At 35.1% G+C, this 24,071-nt stretch carries 16 protein-coding genes; 2 read left to right on the plus strand and 14 right to left on the minus strand.

The genetic code is table 11. The features are described 5' to 3' along the window. Positions 1-583: 583 nt before the first annotated feature. From B6A10_RS08870 to B6A10_RS08930, 13 genes are all read right to left on the minus strand, one after another. The gene (locus tag B6A10_RS08870) at positions 584-1,762 is read right to left on the minus strand and encodes an aldose epimerase family protein (RefSeq protein WP_188220602.1); all 1,179 of its coding nucleotides are present in this window, start codon (positions 1,760-1,762) and stop codon (positions 584-586) included. Between the two features lie 94 nt (positions 1,763-1,856). Next, a complete protein-coding gene (gene araA, locus B6A10_RS08875) occupies positions 1,857-3,365 on the minus strand; it encodes an L-arabinose isomerase (protein ID WP_188220603.1) in 1,509 nt (502 codons plus the stop codon). Positions 3,366-3,415: 50 nt separating this feature from the next. Beyond that, entirely contained in the window at positions 3,416-4,114 is a 699-nt protein-coding gene (locus B6A10_RS08880; RefSeq protein WP_188220604.1) for an L-ribulose-5-phosphate 4-epimerase, read from the minus strand. 9 nt (positions 4,115-4,123) lie between these two features. Next, positions 4,124-5,791 carry a ribulokinase gene (locus B6A10_RS08885; protein WP_188220605.1) on the minus strand — a complete coding sequence of 556 codons (1,668 nt, stop codon included), beginning with the start codon at positions 5,789-5,791 and terminating at the stop codon, positions 4,124-4,126. Between the two features lie 137 nt (positions 5,792-5,928). Beyond that, entirely contained in the window at positions 5,929-7,914 is a 1,986-nt protein-coding gene (locus B6A10_RS08890) for an alpha-L-arabinofuranosidase C-terminal domain-containing protein (protein ID WP_188220606.1), read from the minus strand. A 37-nt stretch (positions 7,915-7,951) separates the two neighbouring features. Beyond that, a complete protein-coding gene (locus tag B6A10_RS08895) occupies positions 7,952-9,070 on the minus strand; it encodes a family 43 glycosylhydrolase (RefSeq protein WP_188220607.1) in 1,119 nt (372 codons plus the stop codon). 88 nt (positions 9,071-9,158) lie between these two features. Then, complete coding sequence (locus tag B6A10_RS08900) at positions 9,159-10,127, minus strand: arabinan endo-1,5-alpha-L-arabinosidase (RefSeq protein ID WP_188220608.1); 969 nt, start codon at positions 10,125-10,127, stop codon at positions 9,159-9,161. 52 nt (positions 10,128-10,179) lie between these two features. Further along, on the minus strand, positions 10,180-11,169 hold the full coding sequence (locus B6A10_RS08905) for a glycoside hydrolase family 43 protein (RefSeq protein ID WP_188220609.1): 990 nt from the start codon (positions 11,167-11,169) through the stop codon (positions 10,180-10,182). A 5-nt stretch (positions 11,170-11,174) separates the two neighbouring features. Further along, on the minus strand, positions 11,175-12,722 hold the full coding sequence (locus tag B6A10_RS08910) for an alpha-N-arabinofuranosidase (RefSeq protein ID WP_188220610.1): 1,548 nt from the start codon (positions 12,720-12,722) through the stop codon (positions 11,175-11,177). A gap of 144 nt (positions 12,723-12,866) precedes the next feature. Next, complete coding sequence (locus B6A10_RS08915; protein WP_188220611.1) at positions 12,867-14,483, minus strand: arabinan endo-1,5-alpha-L-arabinosidase; 1,617 nt, start codon at positions 14,481-14,483, stop codon at positions 12,867-12,869. A gap of 208 nt (positions 14,484-14,691) precedes the next feature. Then, a complete protein-coding gene (locus tag B6A10_RS08920; protein WP_188220612.1) occupies positions 14,692-16,254 on the minus strand; it encodes a RagB/SusD family nutrient uptake outer membrane protein in 1,563 nt (520 codons plus the stop codon). Between the two features lie 30 nt (positions 16,255-16,284). Further along, positions 16,285-19,584: a SusC/RagA family TonB-linked outer membrane protein gene (locus B6A10_RS08925; protein ID WP_188220613.1), complete on the minus strand. Its 3,300-nt coding sequence runs from the start codon at positions 19,582-19,584 to the stop codon at positions 16,285-16,287. Positions 19,585-19,738: 154 nt separating this feature from the next. After that, a complete protein-coding gene (locus B6A10_RS08930) occupies positions 19,739-20,890 on the minus strand; it encodes a FecR family protein (protein WP_188220614.1) in 1,152 nt (383 codons plus the stop codon). Between the two features lie 119 nt (positions 20,891-21,009). Between B6A10_RS08930 and B6A10_RS08935 the strand changes: the two genes are divergently transcribed. Beyond that, on the plus strand, positions 21,010-21,585 hold the full coding sequence (locus B6A10_RS08935) for an RNA polymerase sigma factor (protein ID WP_188220615.1): 576 nt from the start codon (positions 21,010-21,012) through the stop codon (positions 21,583-21,585). Positions 21,586-21,679: 94 nt separating this feature from the next. Continuing rightward, the gene (locus B6A10_RS08940) at positions 21,680-22,369 is read left to right on the plus strand and encodes an NUDIX hydrolase (RefSeq protein WP_026714520.1); all 690 of its coding nucleotides are present in this window, start codon (positions 21,680-21,682) and stop codon (positions 22,367-22,369) included. 81 nt (positions 22,370-22,450) lie between these two features. Here B6A10_RS08940 and B6A10_RS08945 read toward each other — a convergent pair whose 3' ends face one another. Then, entirely contained in the window at positions 22,451-24,031 is a 1,581-nt protein-coding gene (locus tag B6A10_RS08945; RefSeq protein ID WP_055090100.1) for an NADP-dependent glyceraldehyde-3-phosphate dehydrogenase, read from the minus strand. Positions 24,032-24,071: the final 40 nt, after the last annotated feature.

Consider the following 24,071-nt stretch of genomic DNA (forward strand, 5'->3'; position numbering starts at 1 on the left):
CTCACTCAATATCTCAAATAACTTGCGCTCTTGCGGGCTGCAAATGTAAAACATTTTTTATCCAACTTCCAAACTTTATTTTTAAAAATTTCTTCTTAATTCCTCTTTCGTTTTTCAGTATGTCTATCAGAACGTTTTCGCTGTTGCGGGTGCAAAAGTAACACCTTTATTCAATTACACAACACCTTTTACTAACTATTTTGCTAACTATTTTTTAATAACCTGATAACAAAGCTTTTCTATTTTGAAGTTTTTTTTATTTGTAGGAATTTGGAAGGATTAAAATCGTTTTAAACACAAAGAACGCAAAGAAAGCACGAAGTATACTAAGGTTATTCACTATATAAAATTAATTTTACCACATAAGGCACAAAGAAAAAATCAAGAAAGCAAAAATTCATACTATAATATAAGTAGAAACCTCATTTTAAACTCTTACCCTAGCCCTGATAGTAGCGGCAGCCTCCTGCGCCGGGGTTCGGCGCTGGAGCTATAGCGAATAGCAGGAAACAGCTCCAAATAAAAACAAAAAACCCGTCTCGAACAATTGGGACGGGTTATAAGAATTAAAAACTACTATATCTTATTTAGTAGAAAACTTGAAAGTAGTTTTGGTTTTATAGTTTTCTCCAGGATTTAAAACCGTAGTTGGGAAAGCTTTTTGATTAGGAGAATCCGGATAATGCTCCGTTTCCAAACAAAGACCTGTTCTGTGTGCATAGGTTTTTCCGTCTCTTGTTGGCAAAGTACCATCTAAAAAGTTTCCTGTGTACAATTGAATACCCGGCTCATCAGTAAAGACTTCCATCACTCTTCCGCTTGTTGGTTCATAAACTGAGGCCGCAAAACGGAAACCTTTATCCTGATTGTTCAACACCCAACAGTGATCATAACCTTTTCCTCTTTTTAGCTGCTCGTTTGCAGTTTCAATATCTTTACCAATCGCTTTTGGCGTTCTGAAATCAAATGGTGTATTTGCAACATCATCCAACTTACCAGTAGGTATCAAAGTTTCATCAACCGGAACTAATTTATCAGCATCAATAGTCACAACGTTATCCAAAATCGTTTTTGTAAAATCACCTGAAAGATTGAAATAAGAATGTTGAGTCAAGTTCACCACTGTTTTTTTATCTGTAGTAGCTTCATAATCTACTTCTAAAGTATTATCAGACTTTAAAGTATAAGTTACAAAAACTGTTAAGTTTCCAGGAAAACCTTCTTCCATATCTTTTGAAACATATTTTAACTTTAAAACACCATCAGCTCCACCTTTAGCTTCAACAGCTGTCCAGATTGCTTTATGAAAACCCATTGGTCCACCATGTAAACTATTAGGACCGTCATTAGCAGCCAATTTGTATTCCACTCCATCTAAAGAAAATTTAGCTTTACCAATACGATTTCCGTATCTTCCAATTAACGCTCCAAAAAACGGATTATCTTTAGTGTATTGTTCGAAATTATTAAACCCAAGCACCACATCTTCAGAAACACCTGCTTTGTTTGGCACTTTTAGAGAAGTAATAATTCCACCATAGGTCATAATATCTACTTCCATCCCTTTTTGATTTTTCAGCTTATAGCTTTCAATCTTTTCTCCTTTGGTCGTAGTACCGTACTCTGATTTTTCAATGGTTACACTATCTTTTTCAGCAACATTTTGCTCTTGGTTTTCTTTCTTATCCCCTTTACATTGAACAGAAAGTCCCACTGTAGTAGCAACTACTAAACTTAAGACACAACTTCTTAATAAATTCATATTTTTTATTTTATTGGTTAATAGAAGAAGTCATAAAGCTAAAAAGAATTTCCTTTCAACTTTATGACTTTATTATTTTAGTTACTAACTAAGATTACAATCCCGTTTGAAATAAATGGTAGTAAGCTTCATTTGCATTCAAAGTTTCTTTGAAAGAACGAATCTTAGTATCGTTATCGATTACTACTAATTCGATTCCTGCAATATCAGCAAAATCTTCCATAAACTCAGTAGTAACTGCCTGGCTGTAAACTGTATGGTGAGCACCACCTGCTAAAATCCAAGCCGTAGCAGCGATATCCAAGTTTGGTTTACAATCCCAAAGTACACGTGCAACTGGTAATTTTGGTAAATCAGCCATTGGTTTTACAGCAGTTACTTCGTTAACGATTAAACGGAAACGAGTTCCCATATCTACCAATGAAACATTGATTGCATCACCTGCAGGTGAATTGAATACTAAACGAACAGGATCTTCTTTTCCACCAATTCCTAATGGGTGAATTTCGCAAGAAGGTTTTCCGTCAGTAATCGAAGGACAGATTTCCAACATGTGAGAACCTAAAACATACGATTTCTCAGGTGTAAAGTGATACGTATAATCTTCCATGAAAGAAGTTCCTCCTTCAAGACCAATGTTCATTACTTTTAAAACGCGAACCATAGCAGCCGTTTTCCAGTCACCTTCTCCACCAAAACCGTAACCATCAGCCATTAAACGCTGAGTTGCGATTCCAGGTAATTGTTTTAATTCTCCTAAGTTCTCGAAAGTATCAGTGAAAGCACCAAAACCACCTTCTTCTAAGAAAGCTCTTAAACCTAATTCGATTTTAGCAGCATCTAATAATGATTGTCTTTGCTCTCCACCTTTTTGCAATTTTGGAGCCAAATTGTATGATTCTTCATAAACCGCTACTAAAGCATCTACTTGCGCATCAGTAACCAGTTTCATTTTATTAACAATATCAGAAGAGTCATAACCATTTACAGAAACACCAAAACGAATTTGAGCCTCAACTTTATCTCCACAAGTTACAGCAACTTCACGCATGTTGTCTCCAAAACGCGCTACTTTCAAGTTTTGCATTTCGTCCCAACCTAAAGCTACTCTTGTCCAGTTCCCTAATTTTTGTTGAACACGTACATCTTCCCAGTGACCTACAACCACTTTACGTTTTTTACGCATTCTTGACATGATGTAACCAAACTCTCTGTCTCCGTGAGCTGATTGGTTCAAGTTCATAAAATCCATATCGATAGAAGCCCATGGAATTTCAGCATTGTATTGTGTATGTAAGTGACATAATGGTTTTTTAAGGATACTTAAACCATTGATCCACATTTTAGCTGGTGAAAAAGTGTGCATCCAAGCGATAACACCAATACAGTTTTTGTTTGTATTTGCTTCCAAGCAAATATCAGTAATCTCGCTAGGAGATTTTGCTACTGACTTATAAACCACTTTTACTGGAACGTGAGATGAAGCATCGATTCCTTTAGCAATTGCTTGAGAGTGAACCGCTACTTGCTTTAAAGTTTCTTCACCATATAAGTTTTGACTACCTACTACAAACCAAACTTCTTTTTTTGAAATATCTATCATTTTATATTTATTGTTTAATCGTTTATTTATGTGTTTTTTGAAATCAAAATTTACTGTCCGTAATAAGCATCTTTTCCATGCTTACGATCGTAATGTTTTTTAATTAAAGAATCTTTCAATCTTGGAGCAGCTGGATTAATTTGCAAAGTCAAATAAGCCATTTCAGCGCAAACTTCTAACACTTTAGAGTTGTAAACCGCTTTTGCTGCATTTTTACCCCAAGCAAACGGACCGTGATTTCCTAGTAAAACCATTTCTACTTCTTCGTAAGAAAGATTTTTTTCTTTGAAACAATCCAAAATTTGGATTCCTGTATTGTGCTCGTAGTTTCCTTCGATAAGATGATCAGCCATTGGAGCAGCACATGGAATATCAGCTGTTAAGTGGTCAGCATGAGTAGTTCCAAAAATTGGAATATCTCTTTGAGCCTGAGCCCAAGCCACTGAATAAGTAGCGTGCGTATGTGCAATTCCTCCGACATTTGGCCAATGTTTGTACAAATAAGCATGAGTTTTAGTATCAGAAGAAGGACGTTTGTCTCCTTCGATAATATTATTATCAAAATCAACAATTACGATATCTTCCGCTTTTAATTCTTCGTAAGGTACTCCACTAGGTTTAATAGCAAAAACTCCATTCTCTCTATCAACAGCACTTACATTTCCAAAAGTATACACCACTAAATTTAATTCATTTAGTTGCATATTAGCTTCGTAACATTCTTGTTTTAACGCTTGGTATTTTGACATACTCTTTTATTATTTTGTTATACTTTCTACGAATTGACTCAATACAGAGTACGAATCCATCAATTCCTGGTATTTTTCAATTTGATCAGCCTGAGGGAAATATTCACTTTCAAAATCACTTCCCATTTTTTTAGCCGCTTCTATTACATTTGGATAAATTCCGGCAGCGACCGCAGCATAAATAGCAGCTCCTAAAGCCGGTGCCTGATCAGAAGCACAAACTTTAATTGGCTTATTCAACACATTAGCCAATGTTTGCATGATAAATGGTGATTTTCTAGCTACACCGCCAATTCCAATAACACTATCAATACGAACACCTTCTTCTTCAAAACGATCTACAATTTTCTTAGATCCAAAACAAATTGAATTGATTAAGGCTTTGAAAATATGCGGCGCTTTAGTTCCTAAAGAAAGATTCGTCATTGCGCTTTTCAATCCTTGATTAGCATCCGGAGTTCTACGACCATTTACCCAATCCAAAGCAGTTGGAATACTTTCTGACAACGGAATTGCTTCGGCTTGTTCGGTTAAAGTTTTGATGAAATTAGATTCAACCTCATCTTTTAATTGGGCTTTTTGCTCATCAGATAAAATAGCTGAATTGTACACTAAATTATTCAACGGCCATGACAAAGTATCTTTGAACCAAGCCAAAACATCTCCAAAAGCAGATTGTCCTGCTTCCAAACCGATGTATCCCGGAATTACAGAACCATCAACCTGTCCGCAAATTCCTTTTACCGTTTTACTTCCTACAGCTTCATGAGAAGCCACAATAATATCACAAGTTGAAGTTCCCATTACACGAACTAATGCATGCTCATCAATTTTAGCACCTACAGCTCCTGAATGTGCATCAAAAGTTCCAACAGCAATAATCGTATCGGTAGTTAAACCTAATCTTGTTGCCCATTCCTGGTTTAATTTTCCGGCAACTAAATCAGAAGTATAAGTTTCATTGTATAATTTCCCTCTCAATTGAGCCAAATAAGGATCTAATTTTGTCAGGAATTCTTCCGGTGGTAAACCGTTCCAGTCTTCGTGCCACATGGCTTTATGTCCTGCTGCACAACGACTTCTTTTAAAAGTAGCTAAATCTTTATCATCAATTAACATGAAAGTCATGTAATCGCAGTGCTCCATCCAAGAGTGAGCTGCATTTTTCACCGCTTCGTCTTCACGAACAATGTGTAGAATTTTTGCCCAAAACCACTCCGAAGAATAAATTCCTCCTTCGTATTTAGTGAAATCCTCACCACCCCAGGAAGCAGCTAATTCATTGATTTCGTTAGCTTCGTTGATCGCGGTATGATCTTTCCACAAAATCATCATCGCATTTGGATTGTGCTCAAATTCTTTGGTTAAAGATAATGGAGTACCATCGGCAGTTACAGGGATCGGAGAAGAACCTGTAGTATCGATGCAGATACTTTTTATTTCTGACGGATTAACATTTGCCTGAGCAACAACTGATTTAATTGTTGATTCCAATCCTTCGATATGATCCAAAGGATGTTGACGGAATTGATTAATTGACGGATTACAATATTCATTGTTTTTCCATCTTTTGTAATGACAAACGTCTGAGGCTAGTTCATGCCCGTTTTCGGTATCAATTAATACAGCACGAACAGAATCCGAGCCGTAATCCAAACCAATTACATAATTTTTCATCTTCACTATTTAAAATATGGCTACAAATATATAATAAAAAACATTAAGTGTATCACTTACACTTAATGTTTTTTATTAAATTTTCTATAATTTTAGTTAAAATACAATTTGACTAAAATCAGCCGTAAAATTTTCTACTATTTCAATTTTAATTTTAAAACTACAAATGAATTAGCCGGCATATTTACCTCTGCTTTTTTTCCACTTACTTTATATTCTTTTTCAACAGGACTGATTTTTGTTGGCTCAGCCAAAGTATTATAATCCTCCAAATTGTCGTGAGTTAATATTATCATTTCTCCTTTGGACTTCACTCCTTTTCCGGACAAATTAATAGTAAGTTCCTGAGCTTTAGCTGAAGTATTTACCAATTTTACAATCAGTTCCTTTTGCTTCACATCTTTGGCTGCCGTAGCATACAAATCATTTTGACCCGTCAGGGCTTTTCCGTCCTGAGTAATTGACAACACATCGGTTCCTTTATTATTAGAATACATTTTCTGTACATAATAATTGGCTGTTCCGTAGGAATTCAGATTATCAAACCAAATCATATCCGGAGCCCATTGATAAGCTTCCACATGAGCCATCAAAGGCGCATAAGAAGTCAAATGAACCACATCGGCATTACGCTCTAAACCTGTCATAAAAGCTGATTCAGAAAGCGCTGCTAACCAGTTATTTTCCTTAAAACCATCTTCAACTCCTTTAGGATGTGCTGCATATTCTCCTGCAAAAACCTTAGGCCCTTTTCTATCATACTTATCATAACGTGCCGCATTTTCTTTAAACCATTCTGGATTTTTGTAATAATGCTCGTCTACGATTTCGGCATTCATTTTTTTCAATTCCTCCCATCCGTAATCAAACATTGCTCCGTCAGGCGAAGGTCCTGCTCCTGAAACAATAGTTATGTTAGGGTACTTAGATTTTATAGCTTTTGCAAAAACTTTATACCTTTCAATATATTGTGGTCCCCACTGTTCGTTTCCTACCCCAATAAATTTCAGGTTAAAAGGATTAGGATGTCCCATATCGGCACGTAATTTTCCCCATTTGGTAGTTACAGCACCATTGGCGAATTCAATTAAATCCAATGCATCCTGAACATAAGGATCTAATTCTTCCATTGGCACCAATTCACCAGAGTTGTACTGACAGGCAATTCCACAACTTAAAATTGGCAATGGCTGAGCGCCTAAATCTTCTGAAAGTTGGAAATATTCGAAAAACCCTAAACCAAAGGATTGGAAATAATCCGGAGCTTGTTTCTGCTTAAACTCCACATTCCAACGATTAATCATGGTTTCACGATCTTCAATTGGCCCTACCGTTTTTTTCCATTGATAACGGTTATCCAAAGTCATTCCTTCCACAATACACCCTCCCGGAAAACGAATAAATCCCGGTTTTAAATCATACAATAATTGAACGATATCTTTTCGAAGACCATTTTTTCTGTTTTTCCAAGTTTCTTCAGGAAAAAGTGAAATCATGTCTAGATCGATAATCCCTGTACCTTCAAAACTGATTTTCAACTGTGCCTTAGCTTCTGCAGCTGTTGCTGTAAGCTGAGCCGAATAGTCTTTCCAATCTGACGACGAAGGAACAATCATTGTTTCTCCTAAAACATTTTTATTAGCATCTATAAATTGGATGATTATCTTTTTGATGGCATTATCATGATTAGCTGCTTTTAATGAAAGATTATATTTGGCATCTTTCTTAATTCCCATGCCTCTGAAACCTTCATTAATTATTTGATAAACTTTGTCATTATTGATGGTAACTCGACAAAAATCATCATTTAATCTGTCTGCAGAAGCCTGCATTGGCAATGCAATTCCAGAATCTTTATTCATTGATTGGGTACTACTGTTGGGTTGTGACCATCCCATCAATGGAACATTAAATTCAAAAGAGCGATTTTTCACCATTTCGGCATACAAACCACCATCGGCAGCAAAATTGATGTCTTCAAAAAAGACACCGTACATTGTAGGCTGAATTTTTGCCACTGATTTTGTTAAATCTACAGTTAGATTCGTTTTTTGAGCGGTTGCTAAAAAACTGCTTAACAATAATCCGAAAACAGCACTTTTTTTTATTAAATTATTTTTCATGTATTTAATTTTATAGAATAAATTATCCCTTAGCCTTTTAATTAAATTGGAATATTGGTCTTCCGTTATTATCAAATTTCAATTTCATCATTCTTGCATGGCGATTAGGATCGTATAAAGGATCTGCGATGATCTCTTTCAACGGTCTTTTATCACTTGCAGGTACTACTTTTGGATCACCAATCGCTTTTTCATAATCTCTTGCGTGATATATTACTAAAGGTTCTCCGTTTTCATCAACAGTAAAAGAGTTATGTCCCGGACCATAAATCCCTTTTGCTTCATCCGTTTTTAATACCGGATATCTTGATTTTTTCCATGAATTTCTATCGAGTAAATCTGAATTTTCATCTGCCTCCATCATCCCCATAGCGTAACATGCTCCTGTAGCGCTTGCCGAAAAAGTAATGAAAATTTTTCCTTTATTTTTAATTACCGCCGGACCTTCATTCACCCAAAAACCAATACGCTCCCAATCATAATCCGGAGTGGTTAGCATAAATTGAACTGTTTTTAGTTTTATTGGTGATTCCATTTCGGCTAAGTACAAATTAGAAGCTGCAAATTGACCTCCTGTTTTTTCTGCCCAACAGAAATAGCGTTTGCCTCTATGTTCAAACACAGTACCGTCCAAAGAAAAATCGGTAAAGCTTTTTGGATCTGCATCAGCTGCCTGCATTTGTCCCAACTCAATCCATTTGTCATGCAACGGATCCGGACCTGTACACTGTAAAACATAAGGTCTTAACTTCCAAATATCTTCTTCTTCGCTTGCTGCAAAATACACGTACCAATTTCCATCCAAATAATGAATTTCCGGCGCCCAGACATGTCGACTCATTGGTCCACTTTTATGTTTTTCCCAAACTCTAAAAGTTTCGGCATTTTGAAGTTCATCAATAGATTTGGCACGCCTTAACTCTATGGCATCATAAGTAGGTATTGACCCCGTAAAATAGTAATAGCCATCGGTATGCTTATAGATAAATGGATCTGCTCTTTGCAATACAATCGGTTTGTTGGATAAACCCGTTTTTGTACTAATAGCCATTTCTTCTTTTGACTTATCATTTTGCGATTTTTTATCCGTAAAGGAAGCGACACTTACCAAAACAAGAGCATATAATGCTAGTTTTTTTATTTTTTTTATTTGCATCGTATACTTTGTTTGAATTAAAATTATTTGAAAGGAATTAGGAAATTCTACCTTAAGCACTTATTGACTTTATTAAAAATGGCTGGTTTTATAAATAAGGCCAGAAATCGGAATCCCATTTCATTTCTTTGATTAACAAAGTAGATTTTCCATTTTCCATAGCGTTATACCCATGAAATACCAAATAATCTACTCCATCAAAAGTATAGGCACTATTGTGTCCAACTCCATAGTAATCTTGATCTCCTTTTACAAGTATGCTTCCTCCTCCTTGGCTCAATAATTTTCCTTCTTTGTCTTTATAGGGACCTGTTACAGTTTTGGATCTTCCCACTGCAATTTTATAGGTACTTTCTTTGCCTTTACAGCATAAATCCCAAGAGGTAAATAAATAATAATAGCCATTTTTCTTAAAAATAAAAGGAGCTTCAATAGCAGATGTTTCACCAGAATGAACTGTATTTTTTCGATTTGCAACGGAATACCATTCCTGAGGTTGGGCAATAGATAGCAAATCAGAATTCAATTTCACCATTTTTATTCCGTCCCAAAATGAACCAAAAGACAACCAAGGCGTATTATTTTCATCAATAATCACATTCGGATCAATGGCATTCCATTCATCTCTGTTGGGATAAGATTGCACCACAATACCATGGTCTACCCATTTATAATTCGCATCATTTACATTTAATGTACTATTGGTAGCAACTCCTATTGCCGAGGTGTTTTTCCCAAAAGCTGAAATCGAATAATACAAATAGTATTGGTTATTATGAAAAATAATATCCGGAGCCCAAATATGATTTCCAAATTCTGGAACTACCTTATCTGTCCAAATTGGTTTTTCAGGAAAAACTACTGGTTCTGATTTCCAATTTTTCAAATCGGTTGAACTTAAACATTTTATTCCTTTTCCAGTACAAAACAGATAATAGGTATCCTTTTCTTTTATCATTACAGGATCATGTACAGAAATACTTTGTGCCAATGACGATAAACCAATTAGAACAGTTAGAAAAAAGAATAATGACTTTGTTTTGGAATATAATTTCATATTTTTTTGATTTATTTCTACCGCATTCTGAAATCTGATTTCTGCAAACTGTCTACTGAGTAATTCCTTCTGATGTCATTACCACACGTTTCATAGTTCCGTCGGGGTTATAATACAAACGATCTACACAAACCGAACGTCTGAAACTTCCTCCTTCTGTTGGGATAACGCCATTATGATAAATAAAATAAGACTTGCCTTTGAAATCAATAATCGACTGATGATTGGTATTCGAATTACCAGCCACTTCGTTTAAAATTCCTTTATATTGCCAAGGACCATTGATTGATTTACTCATGGCATAGGCAATTTTTTCAGGAAACTGGTACGCATAGGATAAATAATACCATCCATTTTTTTTATGAATCCAAGGTGCTTCAGTGAAATTAGGTAAATCAATGGTTTGCATCGGGCCATCCATTTCAATCATGTTTTCTTTCAATTTCACATAATTACACACAGTATTTCCCCAAAATAAATACGCCTGACCATCGTCGTCAATCCAAACAGTAGGATCAATATCATCCCAACTAATGTTGGTTTTGGTGGTCATATCATTCGTAATTAATGCTTTCCCCAAAGCATCTTTAAAAGGGCCGGTTGGGCTGTCAGAAACAGCAATCCCAATAGCTTTTCCATGGATTGTACCATGTGTAATAGCCACATACCAATAGAATTTTCCATTTCTTTCAATCACCTGTCCAGCCCAGGCATCTCCTTTTGCCCAGGCAAAATCCGAAGTCTTTAACGGAACCGGATGCTCCTGCCAATGCACCATATCAGTAGTAGAATAAACTAACCAATCGTTCATTCTATAGGATTGCACTCCTTTTTCCGGCACATCATGTCCCGTGTATAAATATACCTTGTCTTTATAAACCAAAGCAGCCGGGTCCGCAGTATATTTATCCGTAATAATTGGGTTATTCATTTTCAGCAATTGCTGATTTGTACTCGTTACTGTATCTTTTACAGCAGCTGTTTTACAGGAAACAACTGCCGATAAAAGACCTAAACTATATACTATTGTTTTTATTTTCATCACTCTTATTTAGCTTCTAAAACAACAACTGAAAACGCTGGAATAGTAATTTCTAACTTTCCTTTTGCATTTTTAAATCCTTTGAATTCTTTAGGCTCAATAGCATTTGGTTTATCAAACGAATTGTAATCCTGTAATTTTTTAGAAGTCAAAATTGTTCCTGTAACGTTTTTCAATCCTAAAGAAGCTAAATCTATTTCGATTTTATTATCTTTTTTAGAATCGATATTTACCAATGAAATATGTACCAACCCGCTTTTATCTTTAGAAGCCGAAGCAGAAACTGCAGGAAGTGTTTTACCTCCAAAAGTATATTCAGGAGATTTGAAATCAACCGGCAACAATTCGGCATCCTGATGTACACGATACATTTTCATAACATGATAGGTAGGCGTCAAAATCATTTTGGCCTTATCGGTCAAAATCACTGCTTGTAAAACATTCACACACTGTGCTAAATTGGCCATGCGCACTCTGTCGGCATGATTGTTAAAAGTATTCAAGGTTGTACCTGCAATCATCGCATCACGCATGGTATTTTGTTGGTACAAAAATCCAGGATTGGTTCCTTTTTCAACTTCATACCAGCCACCCCATTCGTCAACTGCCATTGTAACTTTTTTAGCAGGATCATATTTGTCCATAATGGCAGCATGTTTGGTAACCAATTCTTCCATTTTCAAAGCCGATTTCATGGTTTCAAAATATTGATCTTCGGTATAATCGACAGCATCTCCTTTTTTGTTCCAATTAATTACAGCATAATGGTGTACTCCAAGTCCGCCTAACATGTTCGTTGGAATATTTTTCATCAAAACTTCTGTCCAATTATAATCGGCACCATTTGATCCGGATGCAATACGAGTAATTCCACCTGTATTTTCCCAATCTGACATAAAAGTGGCATATTTGCGATACTCACCAGAATAATATTCTGCAGTCATATTTCCACCACATCCCCAGGCTTCGTTTCCTACTCCCCAGAATTTTACTTTCCAAGGTTCTTTTCTACCGTTTTTGATACGCAAGTCACTCATTGGGCTTTTCCCGCCAAAGTTTACATATTGAACCCAGTCCGCCAATTCCTGAACGGTTCCGCTTCCAATATTACCAGCTAAATACGGTTCAGCTCCCAGAACTTCACATAAATTTAAAAAATCATGGGTTCCAAAACTGTTATCTTCCGTTACGCCTCCCCACCATTGATTAACAATCGTTGGACGATTTTCTTTTGGACCAATTCCATCTTTCCAGTGATAAGTATCCGCAAAACAGCCGCCTGGCCATCTTAAATTTGGAATTTTTAATTCTTTCAAAGCCGCAATAATATCATTTCGAACTCCATTAGTATTTGGAATTTTAGAAGTATCTCCCACAAAAAAACCTCCGTAGATACATCTCCCTAAATGCTCTGCAAAGTGACCATAAATATTTTTATTAATAGTAACAGGTTTTTCCGCTTTGTTTATACTCAGCGTTGTGGTTTCTTTTTGAGAAAAAGCAAGTTGGCCACAAAAAGTAAAAGCCAACAATAAGAACAGATTTTTTTTCATTCTGATTAACATTTTTGATTGGTTATAAGTGTACGTTTAACATTTGTAAATATAGATAAAATAAAAGGATTAAAACAAACTAAAAATAAGTCCCGCTTGTATTTTAACAAAAACCCTTTCTTAAATGGAAAGGGTTCATGCTCTTTAATTTACTTTTTTACCCCAAACAGGTCTACCGTCAGCAGTTAGTCCGGAATAAGTTATTGTTACTTTTCTGGTTGAAGATTCCCAATCCCAGGCGTCACTTACTTTACATTTTATCCCATTAACTGTCAAGGTTTTATTAACACTATCATAAGACCAAGTACCAGTTATAGCACCACTTACCTTTTTGTCGGCAGTTAAATTAATTGTAACTGATTTTTGAATTGTTTGGAATTGATAATTCATCGTGATTTGCTCCCAGGTTCCAATAAAAGAAGCATCAGTAATTGTAGTTTCAGGAACAGCGGCATAACGCTCCGGATCTATTACCGGCCATCCGTCTTCTGTCCATTTAATAGCTCTTACATGCCCCATCATAATAGCATTAGAAACTGCAATTCCAGACACTCCTACAGGTAAGCGACCCTGAGAGGAATAATACCATTGTTTGGTATCCGGATTTTGAAAAATAGCACAATGAGAAATCCCCACCCATCCGGTATGATTATTAAAACTATAAGGGTGTGTTAACATAGGCCAACAATCAGCACCGTTAGTTACATTAGCCCCATTAATTCCATAATAAGGACCTGTAATTGTTCTGGAACGTGCCACACGGGTATTGTAGGCAACAGAAAGTTCATCATAAGCCATAAACAAATAATAATATTGGGTATCCGGATTATAAATGATTTCAGCGCCTTCCGAAGCCTGCCAACGACTGGAAGCATTTCGGGTTGCAATTCGAGTACCATAATCTGCTAAGGTTTTCAATTGATACGGTTTACCAGTTGTTGGATCTAATTTAACTATCGCAATACCAGAATGCCAAGATCCATAAATCAAATATTGCTCACCTTCTGGTGTTTCAATAAAACTAGGGTCGATAGCATTGTATTTAAAATAGGCGTTTTCCCAATTTCTGTCACCAGTATAAGAATATGATTTTACTCCATCCGGTTCAGAACATACGACCATACCTTTATCTGTCCATACATTAGAAGCCAAATCATCTGTTTCTGCTAAACCTATAAAAGCCCTTTCTGACCATGACGTATCAAAACTAGTTCCTACAATAGGATTATCTACCACAATACTATAATACATACGGTATTTATTCCCCACTTTACGCACACATGGAGCCCAATAACCATAATTTGGATTATCAATAGGCGGCAATGCCGGATTCATTCGAGCTCTTTTATTATTTAAAGAATCTTTGACCCATGCTGGAGCTGTAGTCATAGTAGACCCCATAAATTCCCAATTAACCAAATCTTTAGAACGACGGTAAAAAAAATGTCCATGTCCGTCATGAGCATTTCCGTATGAAGCATCGGTTTGATACATATAATAATAGTCACCCGACTTTTCTATAGAGGGATCGTGAACATTAGCCAAATTCCACTGCAATCTTGTATTCCAAGATGCAATTGATGAGTAATTATCAGCATAAGTTGGCCCCTTAAATGTGGCAGGAGGCACAACAACTACAGGAGGATCTACCGGATCCGAAGTTGTTGCATCATCGCCACTCGAACAAGCTGTTACCAATACTACTAAACCTATAACCGTCAAATATTTTTTTAATCTTAGAATTGATTTTAAATCTTTCATACTTTCATTTTTAAATTTTCTTTCCACATTACTTTCCTTTATCATTTAGTAGTTTTTCATAAAACTCTTTACACTAAAAATTTCATCAACTGGATAAATTTTAGTTTCAATCTTACTTTCAAACTTCAATAAGATTATAACACCATAATGGTTAATTCCTAAAAAAGGGACCATTATGGTGTTTTACAAATACTAACTATGAAAAAAATTAATAACTATCGTTTTGAATTGTACCCGGATTATTATCTCTTTCTAATTGTGGAATTGGGAAAAACTCTCTTCCAGGTGCATAAGAATTAAACTCTGCATCTCTTGATTTTAGCCAAGCTAATTTTGCTTCATCCTGCAACCATCCCCAACGACGAATGTCATCAAAACGATGGCCTTCCAAAGGAAATTCTAAGAATCTTTCATGACCTATTTGATCTCTCATTTGTGCTTGAGTCATATTTGGTTTCACTGTTGCTAAATTTGGTAAACCTACGCGGCTTCTAACAATTTGTATATATGTATAAGCTCCCGGAGTATCTCCTGTTTCATTTAAACATTCTGCATACATCAATAAAACATCAGCATAGCGCATTAAACGTTCATTAATACCAGAACGCCAATCAAACTCATTTACTTTTTGTCCATCAGAATTTTGATATTTTCTACAAAACAAATCGTTCAAATCAGCTGTATTAGAAGCGTACTTTGTAGCAAAATCTACTCCGTATAATTGCATTCCTCCGGGTTTATTATAAAACATAGTAGCATCTAAACGTGGATCGATCGTATTAGCAGTAGTTTTTTCAATTTGATATTCATTAAATAAGGTCCAGGTAGGTTGCACATCCGTAAATCCAAAATCTCTAGGACCATAAGTAATTGCTCTGGCCGAAGTTTTTCCCCAACCGGAAGCAGGAGCACCTCCCCAACCTAGGTCAACTCCACCTGCTTCTCTACTAAATTGCACTTCAAATATAGATTCTGAATTGTTCTCATTGGTTTCCGTAAAATTATCTCTGTAATTAGACACCAATGAATAAACCCCTAAATCAATTACTTCTTTAAAAGTATCGCGTGCATTTGTGAAATCTTTAGTAAACAAATAAGCTTTTCCCAAATACCCCAATGCAGCACCTTTAGTAGCACGTCCTTTTTGACCAACATCTAAACCACTTACATTATCATAAGAAACCGGTAGTAAGTCTGCAGCCATTTTAAAATCAGTAATCACCTGAGCCCAGCCTTCAGCTTCCGTTTTTTGAGGATAAATAGCAGCTAATTGAGTGGGAACTGGAACATTTTTAAACATATTTACCGCATGAAACAAATACAATCCTCTCAAGAAATAAGCTTGCCCTAAGATTCTGTCTTTTAATGCAGCATTTTCAAAATTAATTCCAGGAACATTAGCTAAAACCTGATTGGCTCTAAAAATACCCTGATAATAGGTTTCATAAGCCCAACCATAAATTGCTGCGTCACTAACATTAGAATTAAACTTACCTACATTAGCCATTGCTGGCCATGGACTATTACTTCTACAATCATCCCCTTTTAAATCTAACAATAATGGGGTACTTCTCATATAGGTTCCGTCTGTCAATAAACTTCCATAGGCCGCATTTACCCCTAATAAAGCATCACTATCCGTTTTCCAAAAAGAATCTACTGCTTTATTATTTGGATCAACCTGTATTAAATCTTCATCGTTTACACAACTAGTTGTTATTATTGCCATCGAAAAGATTCCGGCTAAATAATTATATATTTTATATTTCATTTTGATTCGTTTTAAATTAATTTACAGCTATTAGAAACTTACTTCAATACCCAAAGAAACTGTTCTTGGATTAGGGAAAGAACCTCCGTCATATCCTCTTGAGAACAATCCGTCACTCATGAAATCAGGGTCATAGCCTCTGTATTTAGAAATAATCCATAAGTTTTGTCCATTAGCATATACTCTTGCATTTTTAACAAAACTAGTCTTACCTAATGGTATATTATAACTAATCTCAGCAGTTTGTAATTTGATATAATTACCACTTTCTATAAAACGATTCGAATCTCGGCTGTTTCCGTTACCGTCCTCTATTGTTGGTCTTGGGACATTGGTATCAGTGTTTGTTGGAGTCCAATAATCTAACATATCGGTATGATGATTTCCATATTTCCCAACCATTAAGTCACGGTACAAACCATTAAATACTTTGTTTCCACCACTTCCCTGCCAAAACATAGTAGCATTCCAGTTTTTGTACGATGCACTCAAATTGATACCATAGTTGTATTTAGGGATCGTAACTCCCTGAAACACTCTGTCTCTATCATTTATAACACCATCTGCTGCATCCAAGACGCCATCTCCATCAGTATCTACTGTTAATTGATCTTTAAATTTCATGTCCCCTACTTCCACATTTGTTTGTGAAGGTGCTGCATCAATTTCAGCCTGAGACTGAAATATACCATCTGTTTCATAAGCATAAATTTCACCTATCGACCTTCCTACTTCTGTCATAGCGGCAAGACCCGGTATAGGGTTTCCGCTTTCAGAAAAACCAATTTGTGTTACTTTGTTTTTTAAAGTACCTATATTGGCCGCTATGCTGTATTTGAATTCATTTTTGTTATTATTATAAATTAATGAGAATTCAAATCCTCTGTTTTCTACAGCACCTGCATTGGTAGTAACGTCTGCGGGGAAAGCTCCTGAAGAAAAAGGCAACGGAACTCTAATCAATAAATCATTTGATTTTTTATGAAAGTATTCTGCCGTAAACTGTAAATCATTATTAAACATTCCAACTTCAAGAGCGACATTGGCAGTTTTAGTTTCTTCCCAATGTACATTTGGATCTAAGGCGTTCACAACTGTTGAACCAGGAGCCAATTCGTCATTGAAATCATAGCTGGCAAAACTGTTCATCGTAGTAGCAAAGAAATATTGCGGAATAGTATTGTTTCCTATAATTCCATAACCTCCTCTTAATTTAACATTACTAATCACTTCCGGTAAATGAATGAATTTTTCATTGCTCAATTTCCAGGCTCCTGAAAAAGAATAGAAATTAGCCGAATTGTATTTTTGACTGAATAGAGAAGTTTTATCCTGTCTAAAGTTAGCGGTTAATAAATATCGATCATCATATCCATAATTCAATCTGCTGATATAGGATTTCCCGGTAATAGTATATTCGTATTCATTGGTATTTGTATTATCTGCAAATTGTAATTTTTTAATATCAGTAGCATCGTAACCAACACCTGAAGAAAAATGGTTGTAATGCTCATTTCTTTCATCAATTGATCCAACTAAAGCATCAATATTATGTTTTCCTAAACTTAGATTATAAGTAAGAATGTTATTTACAAAGGTTTTAGTTTGGTTCCCTGTAGCAATGTTAAGTGTTGCTCTGTCGCTTGGCACTCTATAATACCAGCCTAATTCAAATTCCGGAGTATACTTTCGGTCAAACCAATGTAATTTATCATAACTAACATCCAGTTTATATTTTAATCCTTTAACAATTTCCAATTCTCCCCAGATGTCTCCAATAAAATGATTTCTTTTTCCTGTATTAGAAATTAAATTATTATATCCTATAACATTAAGCGAAATTGCTTTTTGAGTATCACTATAAGTTCCTCCGTATCCTCCTATCCAATGATCATCATACACTGGCATAGTAGGAATAGCGGTAACTAAAGCCTGAATAGCCGATTCTCCTACCCAGCTGTTAAAATTTTCTTTATCTGATTCGGTATAAGCTATTTTTGAGCCGTATTTGAATTTTCCTTTTTTTCCATGCAAATTCAAATTCATCGAATACCTTTCATAATCTTGTGGTGTCTCTAAATAAGAAGTATTTTTAAAGTAATCCACATTCAAATTATAACCTAAAAATTCTGCACCACCATTGAATGTAAGTGAATGATTTTGAATAGTACCTGTTCCATAGGCTTCTCTTTGCCAATTGGTATTGACATTGTTGATGTAAAAAGGACTTGTAGGATCATTTCCCGGAGCAATACTCAAACCATCATTCCTTTCAGCAGCCGAAGTAATATTTTGATACCCCACTCTATCGGTTACTGACCATTCTTTGGCTACATTTTGAACTCCATAAAGCGATTTATATTTAATCTCCATCGCTCCTGTTTTTCCTTTTTTGGTAGTAATAATAACTACTCCATTTGCTCCACGAACCCCATAAATAGCAGCTGAAGAAGCATCTTTTAAAACCTGCATCGATTCAATATCGCCAGGTGCAAAATCAAATGGTGAATCTACAATTACTCCGTCTATAACAAATAATGGATTGTTATTGCTAAAAGAATTCACTCCTCTAATTTTAATATTTACAAATCCTCCCGGTTCTCCCGAAGATTGCACACTAACACCCGGTGCCTGACCTTGAAGCATTTTAGCAACATCATAAGTCACTGCTTTTTTGGCACTTTCTACATTTACCACGGCTACAGAACCTGTTAAATCTGATTTTTTTTGAGTTCCATACCCCACTACAACAACTTCTTCTAACTTGGCGTAATCTTCTAAAAGTTTAACTGTAATATTGGTTTGACTACCCACTACAATTTCCTGATTTACAAACCCAATATAAGAAATCACCAGTACCGAATTTGGTCCGTCTACATCTATAGCAAATTTCCCGTCAAAATCAGACTGAACACCATTAGTAGTTCCTTTGACCAAAATATTTACCCCGGGAAGTACTGCTCCATTAGCATCAGTTATTGTTCCTGAAACCTTTTTTTTCTGTTGAACCTTTACCTCTGTCTTAATTTTAGTTATTACAATTTTATTTTTTCCAATAATTTCATAACTGAAATTTTCATCAGAAAGACTTTCGGTGAGTAATTTATTTGCATTAATTGTCCCTTTTTTAAGTTTTACTTTAGGAACATCTTTAAACATATCCTCTTGGTAAATAAATACAAAATCGGTTTGCTGCCTCAGCAAGTCAAAGACTTCATCAATTGTTACGGTTTTATCTTTATCGACAGTAATTTTCACATTCTGGGTAAAAACCTTGCCCGTAGTAAAACTAAATGCAGTCGTACAAAAAAACAATATAAATGCTTTCATACTGGTTAGTAAAAATTTTCTTTTCAAAAAGAAAAAATGGTTAGTAATTTCAATTTTCATACATTTGGTATTTATTGGTTAATTTTTATTAATTAATAAGTCTCTTAGGGGATAAAGTAGCGTACTGTCCAGGTATTACTTTATTCCCCTTTTTTTATTTGATAGTAATTTTTCTTTCTTTTATCTCATAGTCATTTATAAAATTGGTTTTCTTAATTATGGTTAGTATTTCTTTTATATCATCATTTTTACTTAGAACTCCGTTGAATTTTATTTTCTCCATAGCTGCTTTTTGAAACACTACGTCAACATCATACCAGCGAGACATTACGGTCATAATTTCTTTTAAGTTTTTCCCTTTAAAACTAAAAATCCCTTTAGTCCACAAAATTTCATTATAGGCTTCAATTGGATTTATGACCAAATCGCCATTTTTAAGATTTAAAATCGACTGTTGATTTGGAACTAAATATTTCTTAATTTTTGGATTACTTACAGTTACTTTTCCTTCCACCAAAGTAGTATAAACATTTTCCTCATCTTCATATGCTTTGATGTTAAACTCCGTTCCTAAAACCTCTACTTCCTGATTTTTATTCAAAACTTTAAATTTTGCACCTTTATGTTCAGTACTCGGAGAAACCACAAAGAACGCTTCTCCATAAATCAATTCCACCTGACGTAAACTACCTTCGGTAAAAGCAACCGGAAATTTCAATTTTGATTCTGAGTTTAACCAAACTTGAGTTCCATCAGATAATTTCATTTTAAATTGTCCGCCTCTCGGAATAGTTAGATAATTATAGGCTACTTCTGAGGGTGAACCATTAGCATTTTTACAAACTAATTCCTTTCCGTTGCTTACCAAATTATCTTTTTCATATTTTTTCTCCTCATTCAAAACAACTGAAGTACCATCCTCCAAAGTAAGTATTGCTTTATCAGTACCTACCTCAATTCTATTATTAACTACTACTTTTGGTTCTTCCGGAGTTTGCCAAAAACTAAATATTACTGCTACTCCCACTACTATAGCTGCAGCTGAATAATAAATGATTCTTCGCAACTTTTTACTTTGTTTTTCTTTTCTTTCTTTTACAAGAGCTTCTGTTATCTTTGCCTTAATTTTATTTGAATCAAATTCTTGAATATTATATTCAATAGCATAATTAATTTTAACAAATTCTTCAAAAACCTCTTGATTTCCAGAAACTGTTAACCAATTTTCTAATTCAGTTAATTCAGCTGCCGTAGCTTGTTTAGTCAGAAATTTTACTACTATATGATCTATTTTGGGTATTTTCATTGCATTCTGTTTTTTATTAATACGTGTGATTTTTACACTACCCTAACTTTTTTGATAATTTTTTTTGTATTTTTTTTTACATTGCACAAAAATTCAGCTGATAAATCACAATACCACCAATGAAAGCGCTATTTACAGACAACTCCGAATTAATTCAGGCGCTTAAAATTGGTGACCCGAAAGCTTATAACTATTTAGTAAATACCTATCACCATAAATTATGTGTGTACGCCTATAGTTTTACTCACGATCATGATTTATCTGAAGATATTGTACAAAATGTTTTTATGCGCATTTGGAACAAACGGAACAATCTAAAAGATGATTTTTCAATTATCAACTTTCTATATAGATCTGTTTACAATGAATTTATCGATCAGTATCGAAATCAAAAATCACTGTATCCATTAGAGAAAAAATATATTGATGCCGTAATTACAATTGTAGAATCGGAAGATGAACATTCGTTGGAACGAATTATCAAAATAGTAAAACAGGAAATTCAAAAACTTCCGCCTAAATGCAAAGAGGTTTTTTTACTTAGTAAAGAAGAAGGACTTACTAATATTGAAATTGCGGAATACAAAAATATCTCCATCAAATCGGTGGAAGCGCATATCACCAAAGCTTTTTCGATATTACGCGATTCATTGGGAGAAAAAGCAGGCTTATATCTATTTTTAACCTTCAGATAATTCAAAAAACATACGAAGTGTTTCTCCAACACTAATTAATTAGGATTCTTTATTCGGAAGTGAGTATCTTTACCCCAAAAAATAAACAACTAAGATGTTAAACAGTTATAGCGCCGAAGACAAAGTATTAGTTTCTGTCGATTGTATCATATTTGGTTTTGACAACGAAGGTTTAAAAATTCTTTTAATCAAAAGAGATTTTGAGCCTGAAAAAGGAAAATGGTCTTTAATGGGAGGATTTCTTAAAAAAGAAGAATCCTTAAACGACGCTGCCACAAGGGTACTTAACCATTACACGGGACTTCACAATATTTACATGGAACAATTTTATGCTTACAGCGAAATTGACCGCGACCCTGTAGAACGTACCGTTTCCGTAGCTTATTTTGCCCTAATTAACATTGAAAACCACAACACCGAATTGACTAAAGACCACGGCGCAGAATGGTTTAGCATCTCTAACATGCCTAAATTAATTTTTGACCACGACGAAATGGTTTCTCACGGAATAAGAAGATTGCGCTACAGAACTTCCACAAAACCCGTTGGTTTTGAACTTTTACCGGAAAAATTCACCATGCGCCAATTATTAGAATTATATGAAGCGATTCTGGACAAAGAATTAGACAAAAGAAATTTCATCAGCAAAATTAATTCGCTGGACATTTTAATAAAGTTAAACGAAAAAGACATGCTTTCCTCCAGAAAAGGATCTTATCTTTATATGTTCGACAAAGAAAAATACGATGCCAAAACACGAAATAACTTCGTTTTAAATCTCTAAAAAAAAACATTTTTATCCATAAAAAAACCGTTCCAAAATTGGAACGGTTTTTTCGTTTTTAGTTTTGTTTTTAGTTAAGTATTACAAGATATAATCGGTATTAATAAAGTTAGATTCTTTACTATTCAATAATTCCTGTAATATTTCGTTATTGTAAGCATTGTCCTTAGACGCTACAAAAGTTCTGATTGAGAAAGAACGCAAAGCATCGAAAACACTTAAGGTTCCCACTGCTGAATCTTTACGTCCTGTAAACGGATACACGTCCGGTCCACGTTGGCAAGAACTGTTTAAGTTTACTCTGCACACTAAATTCACTAAAGCATCAATAAGCGGAGCTAATGTTTTACTGTCTTTACCAAATAAACTTACCTGTTGTCCGTAGTTTGATTCCGCCATATCATTCAATGGTTCCTGAATATCTTTGAAAGTCATCACAGGTACTACCGGTCCAAATTGCTCTTCGTGATACACACGCATTTCTTTATTTACCGGGAATAAAACTGCCGGAAAAATATAATTTTCTGAAACCTGACCTCCTTTAGCATTGATTATCGAAGCTCCTTTACTGGTAGCGTCATCAATCAAACCTTGAATATAAGCCGGTTTTTCAACTTCAGGCAGCGGAGTCAAAGAAACTGATTTGTCCCATGGATTTCCAAAAATCAATTCATCAACCGCTTTAGAGAATCTTTTATTGAATTCCTCAGCAATAGATTCGTGAACATACAATACTTTCAAAGCCGTACAACGTTGCCCGTTGAAAGACAATGTTCCTGTTATACATTCAGAAATAGCTAAATCTAAATCGGCATCCGGTAAAATAATCGCTGGATTCTTAGCTTCTAATCCTAATACCAAACGCAATCTGTTTTTGTTTGGATGTTGATCCTGTAAAGCAATTGCTGATTTACTGTTACCAATTAATGCTAAAATATCGATTTTTCCGGATTTCATTATTGGAGAAGCAATTTCTCTACCTCTACCGTAAACGATATTGATGGCTCCTTTTGGGAAACTGGATTGGAAAGCTTCTAATAATGGCGAAATTAACAGCACACCATTTTTAGCAGGCTTGAAAATCACCGGATTCCCCATAATCAAAGCAGGAATCAACAATGAAAAAGTTTCATTCAAAGGATAATTGTAAGGTCCTAAACATAAAACCACTCCAATTGGTCCTCTGCGAATCATCGCATTTACACCCTGACTTTTGGTAAAATGAGCATTACTTCGGTCTAATTGTTTGTAATGTTCGATGGTATCATAAATATAATCCACCGTTCTGTCGAATTCTTTTTGAGAATCACCTAATGATTTCCCGATTTCCCACATCAACAATTTCACTACTTCCTCACGGGTAGTTTTCATTTTTGACACGAAATCTTCCATACATTTAATACGATCGGCAACTTTCATGGTAGGCCACAAACCCTGACCGTTATTAAAAGCATTGCTTGCCGACTCAACAACTTCTTTGGCTTCAGCCTCTCCCATAAACGGAATAGTTCCTAATAAAGTAGGGGCATATTCTTCGGTTGATGAAATGGTCGAATAAACTTCAGTCGTTTTTCCTGTCCATTTTTTCAATTCGCCGTTTACCAAATAGGTATCCTGATGTAATAATGTTTTTATCTTAAATTCTTCTGGTATCGAATTCATCAATTCTAATGTTTTAGTTAGTGTAAAATGTATTAGTGAT

The sequence above is a fragment of the Flavobacterium pokkalii genome, from assembly GCF_014596575.1.
GTDB classification, from domain to species: domain Bacteria; phylum Bacteroidota; class Bacteroidia; order Flavobacteriales; family Flavobacteriaceae; genus Flavobacterium; species Flavobacterium pokkalii.

Coding starts and splice junctions, on each gene's coding strand:
- B6A10_RS08900 (WP_188220608.1), bottom strand. CDS start 10,127: ATGAAATTATATTCCAAAACAAAGTCATTATTCTTTTTTCTAACTGTT.
- B6A10_RS08920 (WP_188220612.1), bottom strand. CDS start 16,254: ATGAAATATAAAATATATAATTATTTAGCCGGAATCTTTTCGATGGCA.
- B6A10_RS08945 (WP_055090100.1), bottom strand. CDS start 24,031: ATGAATTCGATACCAGAAGAATTTAAGATAAAAACATTATTACATCAG.
- B6A10_RS08910 (WP_188220610.1), bottom strand. CDS start 12,722: ATGAAAAAAAATCTGTTCTTATTGTTGGCTTTTACTTTTTGTGGCCAA.
- B6A10_RS08895 (WP_188220607.1), bottom strand. CDS start 9,070: ATGCAAATAAAAAAAATAAAAAAACTAGCATTATATGCTCTTGTTTTG.
- B6A10_RS08930 (WP_188220614.1), bottom strand. CDS start 20,890: ATGAAAATACCCAAAATAGATCATATAGTAGTAAAATTTCTGACTAAA.
- B6A10_RS08880 (WP_188220604.1), bottom strand. CDS start 4,114: ATGTCAAAATACCAAGCGTTAAAACAAGAATGTTACGAAGCTAATATG.
- B6A10_RS08890 (WP_188220606.1), bottom strand. CDS start 7,914: ATGAAAAATAATTTAATAAAAAAAAGTGCTGTTTTCGGATTATTGTTA.
- B6A10_RS08870 (WP_188220602.1), bottom strand. CDS start 1,762: ATGAATTTATTAAGAAGTTGTGTCTTAAGTTTAGTAGTTGCTACTACA.
- B6A10_RS08915 (WP_188220611.1), bottom strand. CDS start 14,483: ATGAAAGATTTAAAATCAATTCTAAGATTAAAAAAATATTTGACGGTT.
- B6A10_RS08940 (WP_026714520.1), top strand. CDS start 21,680: ATGTTAAACAGTTATAGCGCCGAAGACAAAGTATTAGTTTCTGTCGAT.
- B6A10_RS08905 (WP_188220609.1), bottom strand. CDS start 11,169: ATGAAAATAAAAACAATAGTATATAGTTTAGGTCTTTTATCGGCAGTT.
- B6A10_RS08885 (WP_188220605.1), bottom strand. CDS start 5,791: ATGAAAAATTATGTAATTGGTTTGGATTACGGCTCGGATTCTGTTCGT.
- B6A10_RS08935 (WP_188220615.1), top strand. CDS start 21,010: ATGAAAGCGCTATTTACAGACAACTCCGAATTAATTCAGGCGCTTAAA.
- araA (WP_188220603.1), bottom strand. CDS start 3,365: ATGATAGATATTTCAAAAAAAGAAGTTTGGTTTGTAGTAGGTAGTCAA.
- B6A10_RS08925 (WP_188220613.1), bottom strand. CDS start 19,584: ATGAAAGCATTTATATTGTTTTTTTGTACGACTGCATTTAGTTTTACT.